Origin of the sequence: Aquipseudomonas guryensis, assembly GCF_014164785.1 — a bacterium.
Lineage (GTDB): Bacteria > Pseudomonadota > Gammaproteobacteria > Pseudomonadales > Pseudomonadaceae > Aquipseudomonas > Aquipseudomonas guryensis.
This window is the reverse complement of sequence record NZ_JACJFN010000003.1, coordinates 67,579-85,708: the sequence shown is the minus strand read 5'-3', so window position 1 is coordinate 85,708 and position 18,130 is coordinate 67,579. Positions and strand designations below refer to the sequence as shown.

Annotated in this window: 16 protein-coding genes and 1 riboswitch; of the genes, 10 read left to right on the top strand and 6 right to left on the bottom strand. The window is 62.6% G+C overall.

Annotated features, from left to right (window positions below; translation table 11 throughout):
• Window positions 1-61 precede the first annotated feature (61 nt).
• The 7 genes from accA to ispD all read left to right on the top strand — a co-directional run bounded on the left by accA (window position 62) and on the right by ispD (window position 7,411).
• Window positions 62-1,012: an acetyl-CoA carboxylase carboxyl transferase subunit alpha gene (accA, locus tag H3H45_RS12050; RefSeq protein WP_182833994.1), complete on the top strand. Its 951-nt coding sequence runs from the start codon at window positions 62-64 to the stop codon at window positions 1,010-1,012.
• 56 nt (window positions 1,013-1,068) lie between these two features.
• On the top strand, window positions 1,069-2,385 hold the full coding sequence (tilS, locus tag H3H45_RS12045; protein ID WP_182833993.1) for a tRNA lysidine(34) synthetase TilS: 1,317 nt from the start codon (window positions 1,069-1,071) through the stop codon (window positions 2,383-2,385).
• Between the two features lie 160 nt (window positions 2,386-2,545).
• A complete protein-coding gene (locus H3H45_RS12040) occupies window positions 2,546-4,174 on the top strand; it encodes a CTP synthase (protein WP_182833992.1) in 1,629 nt (542 codons plus the stop codon).
• A 10-nt stretch (window positions 4,175-4,184) separates the two neighbouring features.
• Complete coding sequence (kdsA, locus tag H3H45_RS12035; RefSeq protein WP_182833991.1) at window positions 4,185-5,030, top strand: 3-deoxy-8-phosphooctulonate synthase; 846 nt, start codon at window positions 4,185-4,187, stop codon at window positions 5,028-5,030.
• Between the two features lie 45 nt (window positions 5,031-5,075).
• A complete protein-coding gene (gene eno / locus H3H45_RS12030; RefSeq protein WP_182833990.1) occupies window positions 5,076-6,365 on the top strand; it encodes a phosphopyruvate hydratase in 1,290 nt (429 codons plus the stop codon).
• Window positions 6,366-6,422: 57 nt separating this feature from the next.
• Window positions 6,423-6,704: a cell division protein FtsB gene (gene ftsB, locus H3H45_RS12025; protein WP_182833989.1), complete on the top strand. Its 282-nt coding sequence runs from the start codon at window positions 6,423-6,425 to the stop codon at window positions 6,702-6,704.
• Complete coding sequence (ispD, locus tag H3H45_RS12020; RefSeq protein WP_182833988.1) at window positions 6,701-7,411, top strand: 2-C-methyl-D-erythritol 4-phosphate cytidylyltransferase; 711 nt, start codon at window positions 6,701-6,703, stop codon at window positions 7,409-7,411. The genes ftsB and ispD overlap by 4 nt, the downstream gene beginning before the upstream one ends.
• Before the next feature lie 87 nt (window positions 7,412-7,498).
• On the opposite strand, the gene H3H45_RS12015 is transcribed toward ispD, so the two are convergent.
• Entirely contained in the window at window positions 7,499-9,637 is a 2,139-nt protein-coding gene (locus tag H3H45_RS12015; RefSeq protein WP_182833987.1) for a methyl-accepting chemotaxis protein, read from the bottom strand.
• A 180-nt stretch (window positions 9,638-9,817) separates the two neighbouring features.
• On the opposite strand from H3H45_RS12015, the gene H3H45_RS12010 reads away from it, so the two are divergent.
• Complete coding sequence (locus tag H3H45_RS12010; protein WP_182833986.1) at window positions 9,818-10,636, top strand: M48 family metallopeptidase; 819 nt, start codon at window positions 9,818-9,820, stop codon at window positions 10,634-10,636.
• 152 nt (window positions 10,637-10,788) lie between these two features.
• On the opposite strand, the gene H3H45_RS12005 is transcribed toward H3H45_RS12010, so the two are convergent.
• From H3H45_RS12005 to H3H45_RS11990, 4 genes are all read right to left on the bottom strand, one after another.
• A complete protein-coding gene (locus tag H3H45_RS12005) occupies window positions 10,789-11,232 on the bottom strand; it encodes an ester cyclase (RefSeq protein WP_182833985.1) in 444 nt (147 codons plus the stop codon).
• A gap of 106 nt (window positions 11,233-11,338) precedes the next feature.
• A complete protein-coding gene (locus H3H45_RS12000) occupies window positions 11,339-11,923 on the bottom strand; it encodes a TMEM165/GDT1 family protein (protein WP_407926697.1) in 585 nt (194 codons plus the stop codon).
• A gap of 91 nt (window positions 11,924-12,014) precedes the next feature.
• Window positions 12,015-12,129: riboswitch (yybP-ykoY riboswitch) on the bottom strand.
• 67 nt (window positions 12,130-12,196) lie between these two features.
• On the bottom strand, window positions 12,197-13,195 hold the full coding sequence (locus tag H3H45_RS11995) for a class I SAM-dependent methyltransferase (protein WP_182833984.1): 999 nt from the start codon (window positions 13,193-13,195) through the stop codon (window positions 12,197-12,199).
• A 34-nt stretch (window positions 13,196-13,229) separates the two neighbouring features.
• Window positions 13,230-14,198: a 2-hydroxyacid dehydrogenase gene (locus H3H45_RS11990; protein WP_182833983.1), complete on the bottom strand. Its 969-nt coding sequence runs from the start codon at window positions 14,196-14,198 to the stop codon at window positions 13,230-13,232.
• A 79-nt stretch (window positions 14,199-14,277) separates the two neighbouring features.
• Between H3H45_RS11990 and H3H45_RS11985 the strand changes: the two genes are divergently transcribed.
• A complete protein-coding gene (locus tag H3H45_RS11985; RefSeq protein WP_182833982.1) occupies window positions 14,278-14,907 on the top strand; it encodes a LysE family transporter in 630 nt (209 codons plus the stop codon).
• Window positions 14,908-14,961: 54 nt separating this feature from the next.
• Here the strand turns inward: H3H45_RS11985 and H3H45_RS11980 are convergent, their stop codons facing one another.
• Entirely contained in the window at window positions 14,962-16,137 is a 1,176-nt protein-coding gene (locus H3H45_RS11980) for a thiolase family protein (RefSeq protein ID WP_182833981.1), read from the bottom strand.
• Between the two features lie 172 nt (window positions 16,138-16,309).
• Between H3H45_RS11980 and H3H45_RS11975 the strand changes: the two genes are divergently transcribed.
• Window positions 16,310-17,992 (top strand): fatty acid--CoA ligase, encoded by a 1,683-nt coding sequence (locus H3H45_RS11975; protein WP_182833980.1) that lies wholly within the window; start codon window positions 16,310-16,312, stop codon window positions 17,990-17,992.
• The last annotated feature ends 138 nt before the right edge of the window (window positions 17,993-18,130 follow it).

Genomic DNA, 18,130 nt, shown 5'->3' with positions numbered 1-18,130 from the left:
GTAATGCGCCAGATGGAACCAGCCGCCCGGCCATTCGGCCGCCGATGCAAGACGGACGCCTATGAACCCGAACTTTCTCGACTTCGAACAGCCGATCGCCGACCTGCAAGCCAAGATCGAAGAGTTGCGCCTGGTCGGTAACGACAATGCGCTGAACATCAGCGACGAGATTGCCCGCCTTCAGGACAAGAGCAATACGCTGACCGAGAGCATCTTCAGTAACCTCAGCAGCTGGCAGATCTCCAAGCTGTCGCGCCACCCGCACCGTCCTTATACCCTCGACTACATCGAGCACATCTTCACCGAGTTCGACGAGCTGCATGGCGATCGGCACTTCTCCGACGATGCCGCCCTGGTCGGTGGTGTTGCCCGCCTGGATGACCAGCCGGTGATGGTGATCGGTCACCAGAAGGGCCGCGAGGTGCGCGAGAAGGTGCGCCGCAACTTCGGCATGCCGCGCCCGGAAGGCTACCGTAAGGCCTGCCGCCTGATGGAAATGGCCGAGCGCTTCAAGCTGCCGATCCTGACCTTTATCGATACGCCCGGTGCTTATCCGGGTATCGACGCCGAAGAGCGCAACCAGAGCGAGGCCATCGCCTGGAACCTGCGCGTGATGTCGCGCCTGAAAACCCCGATCATCGCCACCGTGATCGGCGAAGGCGGTTCCGGCGGCGCGTTGGCCATCGGTGTCTGCGACCAGTTGAACATGCTGCAGTACTCCACCTACTCGGTGATCTCGCCGGAAGGCTGCGCCTCGATCCTGTGGAAAACCTCGGAGAAGGCGCCGGATGCGGCCGAGGCCATGGGCATCACTGCCGATCGCCTGAAAGGTCTGGGCATCGTCGACAAGGTGATCGCCGAGCCATTGGGCGGCGCCCACCGTGACCCTGCTCTGGCGGCGGCGAGCATTCGCAAGGAGCTGCTGTCGCAGCTCAAGGGCCTGAAGAAGCTCGATAACGACAAGCTGTTGGAGCGTCGTTACCAGCGTCTGATGAGCTACGGCATCGCCTGATCATCCTGCTGCACGCACAACGGGCCTTCGGGCCCGTTGTTGTTTAATCTAGACCGATGATCGCTCTCGAAAACCGCCTGCTCGAAACCCTGCGCCCCTGGCTGGCGGCCCCAGCCTGGCGGGTGGCGCTGTCCGGTGGCCTGGACTCCAGTGTGCTGCTACACCTGCTGGCGCGTCTGCGCGTGCACCAGGCCTTGCCGCCGCTCTCGGCCATTCATGTGCACCATGGCTTGCAGGCGGTTGCCGATACCTGGCCGCAGCACTGTCAGCAGTTGTGCGATGGGTTGGACGTGCCGTTGCGGATCGAGTATGTGCAGGTCGACGCAGGTGCCAGCCTTGAGCGGGCAGCGCGTGAGGCGCGCTATGGCGCATTCGAGCGCTGTCTGGGGGCTGGCGAACTGTTGCTGACCGGCCAGCATCGCGACGATCAGGCCGAAACCTTGCTGTTTCGCCTGTTGCGTGGTGCCGGCGTGCGCGGTCTGGCGGCCATGCCGGTGCAGCGGGCGCTCGGCCATGGCCTGCTGCTGCGCCCATTGCTGGCGGTTTCGCGCAGTGAGCTCGAGGCTTATGCGCTGCAGCATGCGCTGAGCTGGGTCGAGGATCCGTCCAATATCGATACGCGGTTCGCGCGTAACTTCCTGCGCACGGAAGTACTGCCCCTGCTGGCGCGCCACTGGCCGCAGGCTGGGCAAAACCTGGCACGCAGTGCCGAGCACATGCGCGAAGCACAGGGCCTGCTCGATGAGTTGGCTGAACTGGACCTGGCTGCTGCTGCGTGCCCGTCGGAATATGCCTGGCTGGGGCTGCCTTCGCTGGCGCTCGAACCGCTGCGTCAGTTGTCGGCAGCACGCCAGCGCAATGCGCTGCGGCACTGGCTGGCGCCACGCACAGCGCTGCCGGATAGCGAGCACTGGCAGGGCTGGCAGGATCTGCGTGATGCGGCAATCGGCAGTGCGCCGGTCTGGCGTCTGGCGGCGGGTGAGCTGAGGCGGGCCGACGAACGGTTGTGGTGGCTGGCGGGCGATTGGCTGCGCATGCCGTCATCCCCCGCAGCCTGGTCTGAACCGGCGCAGTCGCTGCAATTGCCGGGCAATGGTCGGCTCCATTTGCGCGGCGAATACCCCGTGGGCGCGTTGCAGGTGCGCTACCGCGTAGGGGGAGAAGTACTGGCGCTGCCGGGGCGTGGCCATCGCGATCTGAAACGTCTGCTCAACGAGCGCGGCGTGCCGGCTTTTGTCCGCGGCCGATTGCCGCTGCTGTATCGCGGCGAGGAGCTGCTGGGCGTGGCCAACCTGCCTGGCCTGGACGGTTCGCAGTGGGGCGAGTGGCAATTGTCCTGGCAACCGCCGACGAGCGAGCAAGGTTTGAGCTGAAAGGGCCTTTCCGGTAGACTACGCTCCCGTCTTGTTACTGCTTTCTGCGAGTTCCCCGGAGCCCGCGGAAGCTTGCTTATTTCAGGTTGGCCAAGAGTGCCGGCCTGCGCTTTCACCCCGGCGGCGCTGACCGCTTGAACGCAGACTTCTAGGATTTTTCATGACGCGCTACATCTTCGTCACGGGTGGTGTTGTTTCTTCATTGGGGAAAGGCATCGCTTCGGCTTCACTGGCAGCCATCCTGGAGGCGCGGGGCCTGAAGGTCACCATGCTCAAGCTGGATCCCTATATCAACGTGGATCCGGGCACCATGAGCCCGTTCCAGCATGGTGAGGTGTTCGTCACCCACGACGGCGCCGAGACCGACCTCGATCTGGGCCACTACGAGCGGTTCATCCGCACCACCATGACCCAGAACAACAACTTCACCACCGGCCGCGTCTACGAAGACGTACTGCGCAAGGAGCGCCGTGGTGATTACCTGGGCGCGACCATCCAGGTCATCCCGCACATCACCGACGAGATCAAGCGCCGCATCATCAAGGGTGCTGGCGATGCCGACGTGGCTATGGTCGAGATCGGCGGTACGGTCGGCGACATCGAGTCGCAACCGTTCCTCGAGGCGATTCGCCAGCTGCGCGTGGAAGTGGGCGCCAAGCGCGCCATGCTGATGCACCTGACCCTGGTGCCGTACATTGCCACCGCGGGCGAGACCAAGACCAAGCCGACCCAGCACTCGGTCAAGGAACTGCGCTCCATCGGCCTGCAGCCGGACGTGCTGATCTGCCGCTCCGACCATGAAGTCGACCAGTCCTCGCGGCGTAAGATCGCCCTGTTCACCAACGTCGAAGAGCGTGCGGTGATCGGTCTGGAAGACGTCGACACCATCTACAAGATTCCGTCCGTGCTGCACGCCCAGGGCCTGGACGACTTCGTCGTCGAGCGCTTCGGCCTGCAATGCAATCCGGCCGACCTCTCCGAGTGGGATCGCGTGGTGGATGCCAAGCTGAACCCGGAGAAGGAAGTCACCATCGCCATGGTCGGCAAGTACATGGAGCTGCTGGATGCCTACAAGTCGCTGATCGAAGCGATGAGCCATGCCGGCATCCAGAACCGCACCAAGGTCAACCTGCGCTATATCGACTCCGAAGACATCGAGAACAAAGGCACCAGCCTGCTCGAAGGTGTCGATGCCATCCTGGTGCCCGGCGGCTTCGGTCTGCGTGGCGTGGAAGGCAAGATCACCACCGTGCAGTACGCTCGCGAGAACAAGATCCCGTACCTGGGCATCTGCCTCGGTATGCAGGTCGCGGTGATCGAGTTCGCCCGCAACGTGCTGGGCTGGAAAGACGCCAACTCCACCGAGTTCGACCAGAACGGCGCGCACCCGGTGGTTGGTCTGATCACCGAATGGCAAGACGCCACCGGCGCCACCGAAGTCCGTACCGATGCCTCCGACCTGGGCGGCACCATGCGTCTGGGCGCCCAGGACTGCCAGCTGCAGGCCGGCTCCAATGTGCGTGAGTGCTACGGCAAGGACGTGATCGTCGAGCGCCATCGCCATCGTTACGAAGTGAACAACAACCTGCTGCCGCAACTGCTGCAGGCCGGTCTGAAAGTCACCGGTCGCTCTGCCGACGGCGCCCTGGTTGAAGTGGTCGAGGCGCCGGATCATCCGTGGTTCGTCGCCTGCCAGTTCCACCCGGAATTCACCTCCACCCCGCGTGATGGCCACCCGTTGTTCAGCGGTTTCGTCAAGGCCGCACTGAAGCAGGCCGGCAAGGCATAAGGCAAAGGACATGACCCAGAAGATCATCAAGGTCGGCGGCATCGAGATCGCCAACGACAAGCCGTTCGTGCTGTTCGGCGGCATCAACGTCATGGAATCGCGTGACCTGGCAATGAAGGCCTGCGAAGAATATGTACGGGTTACCGAGAAGCTCGGCATCCCCTACGTGTTCAAAGCCAGCTTCGACAAGGCCAACCGCTCCTCGATCACCTCCTTCCGCGGCCCTGGCCTGGAAGAGGGCATGAAGATCTTCGAGGAAGTGAAGAAGACCTTCGGCGTGCCGGTGATCACCGATGTCCACGAGCCTTATCAGGCCGCCCCGGTGGCCGAGGTATGCGACATCATCCAGCTGCCGGCCTTCCTCTCGCGGCAGACCGACCTGGTGGTGGCCATGGCCAAGACCGGCGCGGTGATCAATATCAAGAAGGCCCAGTTCCTCGCCCCGCAGGAGATGAAGCACATCCTCAAGAAGTGCGAGGAGGCCGGCAACGACCAGTTGATCCTCTGCGAGCGTGGCTCCTCCTTCGGTTACAACAACCTGGTGGTGGATATGCTCGGCTTCGGCATCATGAAGCAGTTCAACTACCCGGTGTTCTTCGACGTCACCCATGCCCTGCAGATGCCAGGCGGGCGCGCCGATTCCGCCGGTGGCCGCCGTGCCCAGGTCACCGACCTGGCCAAGGCCGGTATGAGCCAAGGGCTGGCCGGCCTGTTCCTCGAGGCTCACCCGGATCCGGATAACGCCAAGTGCGACGGTCCTTGTGCCCTGCGTCTGGACAAGCTGGAACCCTTCCTCACCCAGCTCAAGCAGCTGGATGATCTGATCAAGAGTTTTGCGCCGATCGAAACTGCCTGAGTTTCGTTTACGGATCGCGTATTTCAACTGTTGGAGCTGACAAGAATGGCAAAGATCGTCGACATCAAGGGCCGTGAGGTTCTCGACTCCCGTGGCAACCCCACCGTAGAAGCCGATGTAATCCTCGAAAACGGCATCATCGGCAGCGCCTGTGCGCCGTCCGGTGCTTCCACCGGTTCGCGCGAAGCGCTGGAACTGCGTGATGGCGACAAGAGCCGTTACCTGGGCAAGGGCGTGCTCAAGGCCGTGGCCAACATCAACGGCCCGATCCGTGACCTGCTGCTGGGCAAAGATGCTCGCGAGCAGAAAGCCCTCGACCTGGCTATGATCGACCTCGATGGCACCGAGAACAAAGGCAAGCTGGGCGCCAACGCCATCCTCGCCGTGTCCCTGGCCGCCGCCAAGGCTGCCGCCCAGGCCAAGGGCGTGCCGCTGTACGCGCACATCGCCGACCTCAACGGCACCCCGGGCGTCTACTCGATGCCGGTACCGATGATGAACATCATCAACGGCGGCGAGCATGCCGACAACAACGTCGATATCCAGGAGTTCATGGTGCAGCCGGTTGGCGCCAAGACCTTCTCCGACGCACTGCGCATGGGCACCGAGATCTTCCATCACCTGAAAGCCGTGCTGAAAGCCCGTGGCCTGAGCACTTCCGTCGGTGATGAAGGCGGCTTCGCGCCGAACCTGGCCTCCAACGAAGACGCTCTGGCTGCGATCGCCGAAGCCGTGGCCAACGCCGGTTACAAGCTGGGCAGCGACGTGACCCTGGCTCTGGACTGCGCTTCTTCCGAGTTCTTCGAAAATGGCCAGTACGACCTGGCTGGCGAGGGCAAGGTATTCAGTGCCGAAGGTTTCGCCGACTACCTGGCCGGCCTGACCCAGCGCTACCCGATCATTTCCATCGAAGATGGCATGGACGAGTCTGACTGGGCTGGCTGGAAAGTGCTGACCGACAAGATCGGCGAGAAAGTCCAGCTGGTTGGCGACGATCTGTTCGTCACCAACACCAAGATCCTCAAGCGCGGCATCGACGAGTCGATCGGCAACTCGATCCTGATCAAGTTCAACCAGATCGGCTCGCTGACCGAAACCCTGGAAGCCATCCAGATGGCCAAGGCTGCCGGCTACACCGCGGTGATCTCGCACCGTTCGGGTGAAACCGAGGACAGCACCATCGCCGACCTGGCTGTGGGCACTGCTGCCGGCCAGATCAAGACCGGCTCCCTGTGCCGTTCCGATCGCGTGTCCAAGTACAACCAGCTGCTGCGTATCGAAGAGCAGTTGGGCGGTAAGGCTCCTTATAAAGGCCGTGCCGAGTTCCGCGGCTAAGCCGGGAATGGTAAAAGGGCAGCGCAAGCTGCCCTTTGCTTATGGATTCTGAGTTCGATGGCTAAAGCCCCTTACTGGTTGTTCCTCGCTCTGCTGTTGGTGCTGTCCGGCCTGCAGTATCGCCTGTGGGTGGGCGATGGCAGCCTGGCCCAGGTCACCGAGCTGAAGCGCCAGATCGCCGAACAGCAGGGCGAGAACGAGCGCCTGCTGGAGCGTAACCGGATTCTCGAAGCCGAAGTCATGGAGCTCAAGCAGGGCACCGAGACCGTCGAGGAACGGGCGCGCCACGAACTGGGTATGGTCAAAGAGGGCGAGACCCTCTATCAGCTGGCCGAATGACCACTACCGCCTTGCCGCCGTTCTGGGTGGTGATTCCCGCTGCCGGCATCGGTTCGCGCATGCGTGCCGACCGGCCCAAGCAGTACCTGCAGTTGGCCGGGCGCAGCATTCTCGAACACACCCTCGATTGTTTTCTCGATCATCCGCAGCTCAAGGGCCTGGTGCTCTGCTTGGCGGCGGACGATCCCTTCTGGCCGGCACTGCCCGGTGCCAGTGATCCACGTATCCAGCGTGTCGATGGCGGCGGCGAACGCGCCGACTCGGTACTCAATGGCCTGCTGCATCTGCGCGAGCTGGGGGCGCAGGAAGGCGACTGGGTGCTGGTACATGATGCGGCGCGGCCTAACCTGGCGCGCACCGATCTCGATCTGCTATTGGCTGAGCTGGCCAATGATCCTGTCGGCGGCCTACTTGCCGTGCCGGCACGCGACACACTCAAGCGCGCCGGCGCAGATGGCCGAGTGCAGGAGACGGTTGATCGCAGCGTGATCTGGCAGGCCTACACGCCGCAGATGTTCCACTTCGCTGCACTGCACCGTGCCCTGGCCGATGCCCTGGTCGCGGGTGTGGCAGTGACCGACGAGGCGTCGGCGCTGGAGTGGGCGGGCTTGTCGCCACGCCTGATCGAGGGGCGGGCGGATAACCTGAAGATCACCCGCCCGGAAGACCTGGAATGGCTGCGCCAGCGCTGGGTACTCAAGACCTGATAGACCTGTAGGAGCCAGCTTGCTGGCGATCAGCGGGGCGGCGGATCGCCAGCAAGCTGGCTCCTACAAAGCAGGCCTTTTCTCTGCTTAAACGCGGAACTGATTGATCAGACGACGCTGCTGCTCGGCCAGCTTGGTCAGTTCGGCGCTGGCCTGGCTGGCTTCGTCGGCGCCCCCGGCAACCTCTCCAGCCACCTGGCCGATATTGGTGACGTTGCGGTTGATGTCTTCGGCTACCGCGCTTTGCTCCTCGGCGGCACTGGCGATCTGGGTGTTCATGTCGTTGATCACCGACACTGCCTGGGTGATCGATTCCAGCGCCTGAGCGGCAGCGGCGGCCTGCTGCACGCTGTCGTCGGTGCGCGCCTGACTCTGCTCCATGACGTTGACCACTTCGCGGGTGCCATGCTGCAGCTGCTGGATCATCGACTGGATTTCTTCGGTGGCCTGCTGGGTCTTCTGCGCCAGATTGCGCACCTCATCGGCGACCACGGCGAAGCCACGGCCCTGCTCACCGGCTCGTGCGGCCTCGATGGCGGCGTTGAGGGCGAGCAGGTTGGTCTGCTCGGCTATGCCACGAATGGCGGTAAGAATGGCGTTGATGTTCTCGCTGTCCTTGGCCAGGGTCTGCACCACGCTGGTGGCACGACCGATTTCGGTAGCCAGCGAGGCAATCGCGTTGGAGGTTTTCTGCACGATGTGCTTGCCGTCGTTGGCCGAACGGTCGGCATGGTTGGCGGCCTCGGCAGCCTGGGTGGCGTTGCGCGCCACGTCCTGGGCGGTGGCGGTCATCTCGTGCACTGCGGTGGCGACCTGGTCGATCTCGGCCATCTGCCGCTGTACGCCTTCGTTGGTGCGGATGGCGATGTCGGCGGTGTGCTCGGAGGAGTCGCTGACCTTCTGCACCGAGGTGACCACGTCACGGATCATGTTCTGCAGCTTGTTGAGGAAGGTGTTGAAACCTTTGGCGATCTGACCCAGTTCGTCGGCCCGGTCTACTTGCAGGCGCTTGGTCAGGTCGCCATCGCCTTTGGCAATATCGTCAAGCATCAGCACCATCTGCCGCAGCGGCTGGGCGATGCCGTAGCCGACGAACCAGATCACCAACAGGCCGATACCGGCCACCAGCAGGCCGACCAGGGTCATGCCGAAGGTGTCTTCCTGGGCTTGCTCGGCAAGACCGCTCTGGAGTTTTTTCAGGTCAGCAAATACGGCGCTGGTCGGCAGCTCGATGGCCAGGGTCCAGCGTGTCGCGGTGCCAGCCACCTTGAATGGCAGTAGCAACTGGAACAGCTCACGCTCCTCGTCGAGCCTTTTGATTGCCTGCTCACTGCTGCTCTGTTTGAGCTGGTCGAGCAGCTCGGCATCCAGTGCCTTGCTGGCCGGTTGGCCGATCAGGCTGGCGTCTTTGGTGGCGGCGATCAGGGTACCGTTGGCGGCGATCAGGGCCAGTTCGCCAGCACCGTCATACAGTTCGCCCTTGGCGGTATTGAGCAACCCCTGGATGAAGTCCAGAGCCAGGTCGTTACCGACGACGCCTTTGAATTGGTTATCAACCAGAACGGGAGCATTGAAAGAAGCGACCAGCACCTGCTTGCCGCCGAAATCGTAGGAGGCTGGGTCAACTACGCAGGGCTGCTTGGTAGCCTTGGGGCACAGGTAGTACTCACCTTCACGTACACCCGTGGGCAACACCTTCTCGCTTTCCATCTGTGCAACGGTCAGCGGAGCTACCTTGAGTTGGCCGCCGTCCCTGTACCACCAAGGCATGAAGCGCCCTGTGGCGTCATAGCCTGCGGCCTCCTGGCCGGCGTAGAGATCATCATCCTGATCGAAGGCATTGGGTTCCCAGCCGATATAGAGGTCTATCAGTTCCGGATTCTTTTCTAGGTACAGGCCGACCAATGTCGACAGCTCCTCCCGGCTGAGACTTACCTTGGGTGCGCCATCCGCGCCTTGGGCCATCTGGCTATTGAGCGCAGCCAGAAACTTTGAGAGGTTCATCGGTGTTTCGAACTGGCGCTGAAGGTCGCCGACTTGCGCCTCGGCCAGTGCAACCAGGCGCTGATTGATCACTTCCTCGAGCAGGCCTTGAGTGCGTTCCTGCACCAGGCTCTGGGTACGTGATCCGGCGAACAGGGCGTAGAGCACCAGTGCTACTACCACAGCCAGAATGCTGGCTCCCGCCAGGGTGACTACGGAAAACTGGATCGACTTGAATTGCATGGGGACTCCACAACTGTCTGGTTGTTGCACCGGTCCCTGGCTTATCGGCCGCAAATCAATAAAGCATTAGCTGGCCATGCAACTAGCAAAGAACGCTGTGGGTCATAGTGCAAGTAGTGCAGGTTGTTCTGTTATCAAGGCCGACCTAGCATATGTGCCCTGTTGTAACGGAGAACTGCGATGAACACCCCATTTCGCCTGGCCGGGCTAACGCTCTGCACCCTGCTGACGGCTTGCCAGGCCGTGAATACCACCAGTGGTGGCGCCGTTGGCGTCGAGCGCAAGCAGTACATGTTCAGCATGCTGTCGACCGCCGAGGTCAACCAGATGTATGCGCAGTCCTACCAGCAGACCCTCAGCGAGGCATCGAGCCAGGGCGTGTTAGACAAGCGCAGCAAAAATGCCAAGCGTGTCGATGCCATTGCCAGGCGTCTGATTGCCCAGGCGCCGGTATTCCGCGCGGATGCGGCGCAGTGGGACTGGCAGGTCAATCTGATCGACAGCAAGGAGCTGAATGCCAACTGTGGGCCGGGCGGCAAGATCATCGTCTACAGCGGTTTGATCGAGCAGCTGCAACTGACGGACGATGAGCTCGCTGCGGTGATGGGGCATGAGATTGCTCATGCGCTGCGTGAACACAGCCGCGAGGCGATGTCCAAGGCTTACGGCATGGAAATGGCCAAGCAGGGCGCAGGGGCCTTGCTGGGGCTCGGTCAGGACAGCCTGGCGCTGGCCGATGCGGCCGTGCAATACGGCATGACCCTGCCCAACAGCCGTGGCAACGAGAACGAGGCGGATATCATCGGCCTGGAGCTGGCAGCACGTGCCGGCTACAACCCGAATGCGGCGATCAGCCTGTGGCAGAAAATGAGTCAGGCCGGCGGTGGCGCACCGCCGGAGTTCATGAGTACGCACCCATCGTCCAGTACGCGTATCTCGTCACTGCAGGCGGCGATCCCCAAGGTGATGCCGTTGTATCAGCAGGCCAGGGGACGGTGATCTGAGAAGCCACGCTGTTGTGCCTCTATCGGATCTCGCGAGCTAGAGTGAGACAAGGCAAAAACAGCCGAAGACGCGCAGTTTACAAGTTGTAAATGAGCAGTCTGAGGCTGTTTTTAACGCAGTATCACCGACGCGCAGCAGATCCGAGTTCAGGGCAGGGCTTTTTCGGCGAACGGGCGGGTCTCCAGTCCCAGCTGGGCGCGGAAGCTTTCCATGTCGAACATGGTGCAGATCTCGCGAATATCGCCGGCCGGAGTAAAGGTCCAGAAGGCCATGGCCGAGATGCTCATGACCTTATCGCTGGGTGGGTAGCCCAGGGCCGGTTTCTGGATGGTGCCGATCAGGGTGCTCCAGGTGACGACCTTGTAGCCTTCGGCGATGCAGTCCTCGATCACCACTTCCAGATCCGGCATGGCATGGCGGATGTCCTGCACCATCTGCACATAGCCGCTACTGCTCAGCGGCCGGCCCACGAACGAGCTCTTGTAGAGAAAGTCCTGGCTGTGCAGCTGCTCGGCCAGGGCCAGGCGGCCCTTATTCCAGGACAGGTCGATATGCTGGCGAACCCGTTTCTTCATCTCTTCCAGTGACATGTACTGCTCCTTGCCTGGGTTGGTAACTGCGCAACTTGCTGCACAGATTACCAGCCCGACTGCAGACGTCATCCCGCTATTGCAAGCTGTCAGGCCAGGCGAATTGTCACGCGGTGCTGCCCAGGCCCAGTGCTTGACAGGCCGCGTAGATGGCCAGGGCGAGGAAGCAGGCAGCGGCGAGGCGATGAATGAGCGTCATTGGCAGACGATCGGCAGCAAAGTGTCCTGCCAGTACGACCGGCACGTTGGCCAGCAGCATACCCAGGGTCGTACCGGCGACCACCATCAGCAGCTGTTGGTATTGGGCGGCGAGCATCACAGTGGCGATCTGCGTCTTATCACCCATTTCGGCAATGAAGAATGCGATCAGCGTGGTGAGGAAGGGGCCGTAGCGCTTGAGGCTGGAGGCTTCGTCGTCATCGAGTTTGTCCGGGATAAGGGTCCAGATGGCCACGGCGAAGAAACAGGCAGCGAGGATCCAGCGCAGGGTGGTTGGGGAGAACAGTCCGGCGACCCAGTGCCCAGCGGCGCCAGCGACGAAGTGGTTGGCCAGGGTGGCGATGACAATGCCCCAGATGATCGGCCAGGGGCGGCGAAAACGAGCGGCCAGGACCAGCGCGAGCAGCTGCGTCTTGTCGCCGATTTCAGCGAGGGCAACAATTCCGGTGGAAACGAATAGGGATTCCAGCATTGAGCGGTTCCTAAGGGGCGGGTTCGACAGTTGGCTATGACACGTACGACCTTCCCGCCCCGGGTAAGGTGTGCGTGTCATAGGTCTTGTCAAACCCAGGCCGGTAAAGGCCTTGGGTCGCATGCGCCATGCTCTGCGGAGCAAGTGTGTTGACGCATGCCGGGTGAGCGGGCGCTCACGGGAGACTACTCCCCTAGGACGGGTGGCATTTTGCCCAACTTGGCCGGGATGGGCAACCCAGGGCGACAGATAGTCGCGCCCGTGGGCCCAGATTCAGCGACGGATGGCGCGGTAGATGCGAAAGCCCTCGGCGTCCTTGAGCGTCTGGCAGTTGCCCAGGTGCTGCTCGATCAGCGGTGGGTACTTGAGGAAGCTGTTGGCCACCAGGCGTAACTCACCACCGCGCACCAGATGGCTGGCAGCCTGGCGCAGCAGGTGTTCGCTGGCTTGATAGTCGGTGTGCACGCCCTGGTGGAAGGGCGGGTTGCTGAGGATGGCGGCCAGCTCCCGTGGCGCTGCATCGATGCCATCGCCGGCGATCACCATGCCCTCCAGGCCGTTGGCAGCCAGGGTCAGGCGGCTGCTTTCGACAGCGAAGGCATCCACATCCAGCAGGCTGACCTGGCTTTGCGGGTAGCGACGTTTGAGTACCGCGCCCAGTACGCCGGCGCCACAGCCGAAATCCAGCAGATGGCCGCTGGGCAGGCCTTCCAATTGCTCCAGCAGCAGCGCGCTGCCGCGGTCCAGGCGACCATGGCTGAACACGCCTGGCAGGCTCAGCACCTGCAGTGGGCCGTCGCTAAGCTCCAGCTGGTAGTGCTGCGCCAGGCTGTGCAGGTCAGGAGTCGTAGGGGCTTGCGTGACGCTGACCTGCCACAGCTGGCAGTGGCGGGCGCTGTCCAGCTTGCGCGGTTTGCCGTAGGCGGCCAGCTGCTTGGCGGCGCGCTCGATGCCGCCACGTTTCTCACCCACCAGAAACAGTTCGCCACCGGTCAGGCGTGCGGCGAGGGACTGCAGCAGGTAATCGGTGAGTTCGCGTGATTTGGGCAGGAACAGTACGGCGCTGTCGAAACTGCGCTGCGGCGCAATGGTGCCGAACTGGCTGCGCCCGGCAAAGCGGGCGCCCAGCACCTGCTGCTCGCCAGCGTGCCAGCTCCAGCCGTGGGCGCGCGGCAGGCGGCCGAGTAGGTCGTCGGCGGGCAGCCCGGCGAGCAGCAGGTCGCCCTGGAAAAGTTCTGCCTGGCGCAGGAGTACTTCGCTGCGTGGATCCATTCCGGTTCTCCGGCCGCTGAAAAAGGCGCGTAGTTTACCCGCTGACTACTCGCTTGGGCGCGCCGGAAAAGAACGCCGCGGCGTTCTCGGCCAGTTGCCCGACGATGCGTTGGCGCGCCTCGCGGCTGCCCCAGGCATTGTGCGGGGTGATGATCAGTCGTGGGATGTTGGGTGGCAGCAGTGGATTGCCGTGGCGTGGCGGCTCCTCGCTGAGCACATCGCAGGCCGCGCCGCCCAGATGGCCCGCGCGCAAGGCATCGGCCAGGGCCTGTTCGTCGATCAGGCCGCCGCGGGCGGTGTTGATCAGTAACGCTTGCGGCTTCATCAGGGCCAGCTCGGCAGCGCCGATCAGGTTGCGGGTGTCCTCGGTCAGCGGGCAGTGCAGGCTCAGGGCATCGACCTGCGGCAGCAGTTCGTGCAATGGCAGGCGATCGGCGCGAACGGGGCGGCCGGGCAGGGCGCCGAGTAGCACACGCATGCCGAAGGCCTCGGCCAGGCGCGCCACCGCGCCGCCCAGTTCGCCGTGGCCGAGTAGGCCGAGGGTCTTGCCCTGCAACTCGATGATCGGGAAGTCCAGCAGGCAGAATTGGCTGGCGCGCTGCCAGGCGCCGTCACGGATGGCGCGCTGATAGTCCGGCAGGCGGGTGGCCAGAGCGAGCAGCAGCATCAGTGTGTGCTGCGCGACTGAAGGTGTGCCATAGCCCTGGCAGTTGCTGACGGTAATGCCCAGGGCGCGCGCTGCGGCCAGGTCGATATTGTTGGTACCGGTGGCAGATACCAAGATCAGCTTGAGCTCGGGGCAGGCTGCCAGGATGGCGGCATCTAGGCGCACCTTGTTGCTGATCGCTACCTGTGCGCCTTGTAGGTGTTCGGCCGCTTGCTCTGGGGTGCTGCTGGCATGCAGGGTCAGCTCGGCGAAGGACTGGCGCAGGGGCGCCATGTCGAGGTCGCCGAGGTCGAGGGAGGCGTGGTCGAGGAAGACCGCGCGAATGCTGTTATTCATCAACTGTGCCTGTCGTCAGCAAGGGTGCTGGCGTAAGGTTGCCAGCCTGGGCGGATGTTTCCCACTATTTGGAGGTTGTATGTACTGGGCAGAGTTTCTCACCGTGGCGCTGATCCACCTGTTGGCCGTGGCCAGCCCGGGGCCGGATTTTGCCATCGTGGTGCGCGAGAGCGTGGCCCATGGGCGCCGCGCCGGCACCTGGACTGCCGTTGGCGTCGGTACGGGCATCTTCGTGCATGTTGCCTATTCGCTGCTGGGTATCGGCCTGATCGTGTCGCAGTCGATCGTGCTGTTCAATGCGCTGAAGTGGCTGGCGGCGGCCTACCTGTTCTATATCGGCATCAAGGCCTTGCGCGCGCGCCCGGCGCCAGCGGGTGCGCTGGAGGTGCAGGTCGATGGGCTGGCGCGCTCGGCACGCAGTGCGTTCATGATCGGCTTCGTCACCAATGGTCTGAATCCCAAGGCCACGCTGTTCTTCCTCTCGCTGTTCACCGTGGTCATCAATCCGCATACCCCGCTCACCGTGCAGGCTGGCTACGGCGTCTACCTGGCCATTGCCACGGGCCTGTGGTTCTGTCTGGTGGCGCTGTTGTTCAGCCAGGCGCGGGTGCGTTCGGGTTTTGCGCGGATGGGCCACTGGTTCGACCGGATGATGGGCGCCGTGCTGGTCGGGCTGGGTATCAAGCTGGCCTTTACCGAGCTGCGCTGATCGTTCGCACATAAAAAAGCCCCGCCTAGGCGGGGCTTTTCGTTGGCGTGTTACTTACAGCAGTTCGATTGCTACTGCGGTGGCTTCACCGCCGCCGATGCACAGCGAGGCCACGCCGCGCTTGCCGCCCTTTTTCTGCAGGGCGTTGATCAGGGTGACGATCAAGCGCGAGCCGGTCGAGCCGACCGGGTGGCCCTGGGCGCAGGCGCCGCCGTAGACGTTGACCTTGGCGTGGTCCAGGCCGTGCTCACGCATGGCCAGCATGGTGACCATGGCGAAGGCTTCGTTGATCTCGTACAGATCGACGTCTTCCTTGCTCCAGCCGGTCTTCTTGAACAGATTGCTCATGGCGCCGATCGGCGCGATGGTGAACTCGCTCGGATCCTGGCTCTGGGTGGCGTGGGCGACAATCTTGGCCAGCGGCTTGAGGCCGCGCTTGGCCGCTTCCTCGGCAGTCATCAGCACCAGAGCGCTGGCGCCGTCGGAAATCGAGCTGGCGTTGGCGGCGGTGATGGTGCCGTCTTTCTTGAATGCCGGCTTGAGGCCCGGAATCTTCTCCAGGTTGGCATTCAGCGGCTGTTCGTCATCCTTCACGACCACCTCACCTTTGCGGCTGCTGACGGTGACCGGGACGATCTCGCTGGCCAGCGAGCCATCGGCGATGGCGGCCTGGGCGCGCTTGAGCGACTCGATGGCGTAGGCGTCCATCTCTTCACGGCTGATGCCGTACTGGTCGGCGGTTTCCTGGGCGAAGGAGCCCATCAGGCGACCCGTGCGGGCATCTTCCAGGCCGTCGAGGAACATGTGGTCCTTGATCTCACCGTGGCCCATGCGCAGGCCGGTGCGGGCCTTCTCGAGGATATAAGGGGCGTTGGACATGCTTTCCATGCCACCGGCGACCATGATCTGGTTGCTACCGGCCTTGAGCGCGTCGAAGGCCTGCATCACGGCTTTCATACCGGAGCCGCACAGCTTGTTGATGGTGGTACAGCCGGTGGCGGCAGGCAGGCCGGCACCCAGCGACGCCTGGCGGGCCGGGCCCTGCTTGAGGCCGGCAGGCAGCACGCAGCCCATGATCACTTCCTGCACGTCGGCGGGCTGGATGCCGGCACGGGCCACGGCTTCGCGGATGGCGATGGCGCCCAGCTCCACGGCGGGCACGCCGGACAGGCTGCCCTGGAAGCCACCCATGGGGGTGCGGGCGCCGCTGACGATGACGATATCGGACATCGGTATTACCTCTTGTTGGAAAACCTAATACCACTTACTCAAGACGATTCTACTCCGTGACTAAAAGCGGCCAAAGAGTCATGGGGAAAATCATTCTTTGGGCTGATTTAGCACGGGTTGCGCCCCTCTAGATTGGGCGCCATAGAACAACTCCAAGAAGTCAGGTGCCGACATGCTGCAGACCAAGATCATCCCGCCAACCGAAAGTGCTAACCAGGCGCCGCTGCTGATCAAGCGTCTGCTGCTCTCCGGTGTGCGCTATGAAAAGACCCGTGAGATCGTTTACCGCGATCTGGTGCGTTACAACTACGCCACCTTCAATGAGCGTGTGGCGCGCCTGGCCAATGCGCTGAGCGAGGCCGGGGTCAAGGCTGGCGATACCGTGGCGGTAATGGACTGGGACAGCCATCGCTACCTGGAGTGCATGTTCGCCATTCCGATGATCGGCGCGGTGCTGCACACCATCAACATCCGTCTGTCTGCCGATCAGATCCTCTACACCATGAACCATGCCGAGGATAAGTTCGTCCTGGTCAACAGCGAGTTCGTGCCGCTCTACAAGGGCATCGAAAGTCAGCTGACCACCGTGGCCAAGACCATTTTGCTGACAGACGCACCGGAAAAAACTGCAGACATCGCCAATCTGGTGGGCGAATACGAGAACCTGCTGGCCGCTGCCAGCACGAAGTATGACTTCCCGGATTTCGACGAAAATTCGGTGGCTACCACCTTCTACACCACCGGTACCACGGGCAATCCCAAGGGCGTGTATTTCACCCACCGCCAACTGGTGTTGCATACCCTGGCCGAGGCCAGTGTGCTGGGCAGTCTGGATAGCGTGCGCCTGCTCGGTACCAGTGATGTGTATATGCCGATCACGCCGATGTTCCACGTGCATGCCTGGGGTATTCCCTATGTGGCCACCATGCTAGGCGTCAAACAGGTTTATCCCGGCCGCTACGAGCCGGACATGCTGTGTCGGCTGATTCGCGAGGAGAAGGTGACCTTCTCGCATTGCGTGCCGACCATCCTGCAGATGATGCTCAATGCACCGAGCGCTCAAGGCTATGACTTCGGTGGGCTGAAGGTGATCATCGGCGGCAGCGCGCTGAATCGCGCCCTCTACGAAGCAGCCAAGGCGCGCGGCATTCAGCTGACGGCGGCATACGGTATGTCCGAGACCTGCCCGCTGATTTCCTGTGGCCATATCAATGACGAGTTGTTCGCGGGCAGCGAAAGCGAGCGCATCAGCTATCGGATCAAGGCGGGTGTCCCGGTGCCTTTGGTGGAAGCGGCCATCATGGCTGCGGACGGGAGTCTGCTGCCGGCCGATGGCGAGACTCAGGGGGAGCTGGTGCTGCGTGCGCCCTGGCTGACCATGGGCTACTTCAACGAACCGCAGAAAAGTGCCGAGCTGTGGGAGCACGGCTGGCTGCATACCGGTGATGTGGCGACCCTGGATGACTTCGGTTTCATCGATATTCGCGATCGCATCAAGGATGTGATCAAGACCGGTGGCGAATGGCTGTCTTCGCTGGAACTCGAGGATCTGATCAGTCGCCATCCGGCCGTGCGTGAAGTAGCGGTGGTGGGGATTGCTGACCCGCAGTGGGGGGAGCGTCCATTCGCGTTACTGGTCGTCCGCGAAGGGCAAACCCTCGATGCGCGTGGGTTGAAGGAACATCTCAAGCCCTTCGTTGAACAGGGCAGTATCAACAAGTGGGCGATACCCAGTCAGATTGCACTTGTTACCGATATTCCCAAGACCAGCGTAGGCAAGCTGGATAAGAAACGTATTCGCCTGGATATCGCTCAGTGGCAGGCTGCGGGGAGTGCATTCCTGTCTACTCTGTAGGCGCCTGATCACGCCAATCGCAGCTTTTATCGAGAACCGAGCAAACGCTTGGCTTGTAAATTGCTGTTGAACGGCGTGCTTTCAGCCCGTATGAGTTTCGTGACTCGGCGGTCTAGAGGGGTTGGGCTCGGAAATCAC

Bases quoted from the DNA above. Each gene is read 5' to 3' on its own strand.
- accA (WP_182833994.1), top strand. From the start codon at position 62: ATGAACCCGAACTTTCTCGACTTCGAACAGCCGATCGCCGACCTGCAA.
- tilS (WP_182833993.1), top strand. From the start codon at position 1,069: ATGATCGCTCTCGAAAACCGCCTGCTCGAAACCCTGCGCCCCTGGCTG.
- H3H45_RS12040 (WP_182833992.1), top strand. From the start codon at position 2,546: ATGACGCGCTACATCTTCGTCACGGGTGGTGTTGTTTCTTCATTGGGG.
- kdsA (WP_182833991.1), top strand. From the start codon at position 4,185: ATGACCCAGAAGATCATCAAGGTCGGCGGCATCGAGATCGCCAACGAC.
- eno (WP_182833990.1), top strand. From the start codon at position 5,076: ATGGCAAAGATCGTCGACATCAAGGGCCGTGAGGTTCTCGACTCCCGT.
- ftsB (WP_182833989.1), top strand. From the start codon at position 6,423: ATGGCTAAAGCCCCTTACTGGTTGTTCCTCGCTCTGCTGTTGGTGCTG.
- ispD (WP_182833988.1), top strand. From the start codon at position 6,701: ATGACCACTACCGCCTTGCCGCCGTTCTGGGTGGTGATTCCCGCTGCC.
- H3H45_RS12015 (WP_182833987.1), bottom strand. From the start codon at position 9,637: ATGCAATTCAAGTCGATCCAGTTTTCCGTAGTCACCCTGGCGGGAGCC.
- H3H45_RS12010 (WP_182833986.1), top strand. From the start codon at position 9,818: ATGAACACCCCATTTCGCCTGGCCGGGCTAACGCTCTGCACCCTGCTG.
- H3H45_RS12005 (WP_182833985.1), bottom strand. From the start codon at position 11,232: ATGTCACTGGAAGAGATGAAGAAACGGGTTCGCCAGCATATCGACCTG.
- H3H45_RS12000 (WP_407926697.1), bottom strand. From the start codon at position 11,923: ATGCTGGAATCCCTATTCGTTTCCACCGGAATTGTTGCCCTCGCTGAA.
- H3H45_RS11995 (WP_182833984.1), bottom strand. From the start codon at position 13,195: ATGGATCCACGCAGCGAAGTACTCCTGCGCCAGGCAGAACTTTTCCAG.
- H3H45_RS11990 (WP_182833983.1), bottom strand. From the start codon at position 14,198: ATGAATAACAGCATTCGCGCGGTCTTCCTCGACCACGCCTCCCTCGAC.
- H3H45_RS11985 (WP_182833982.1), top strand. From the start codon at position 14,278: ATGTACTGGGCAGAGTTTCTCACCGTGGCGCTGATCCACCTGTTGGCC.
- H3H45_RS11980 (WP_182833981.1), bottom strand. From the start codon at position 16,137: ATGTCCGATATCGTCATCGTCAGCGGCGCCCGCACCCCCATGGGTGGC.
- H3H45_RS11975 (WP_182833980.1), top strand. From the start codon at position 16,310: ATGCTGCAGACCAAGATCATCCCGCCAACCGAAAGTGCTAACCAGGCG.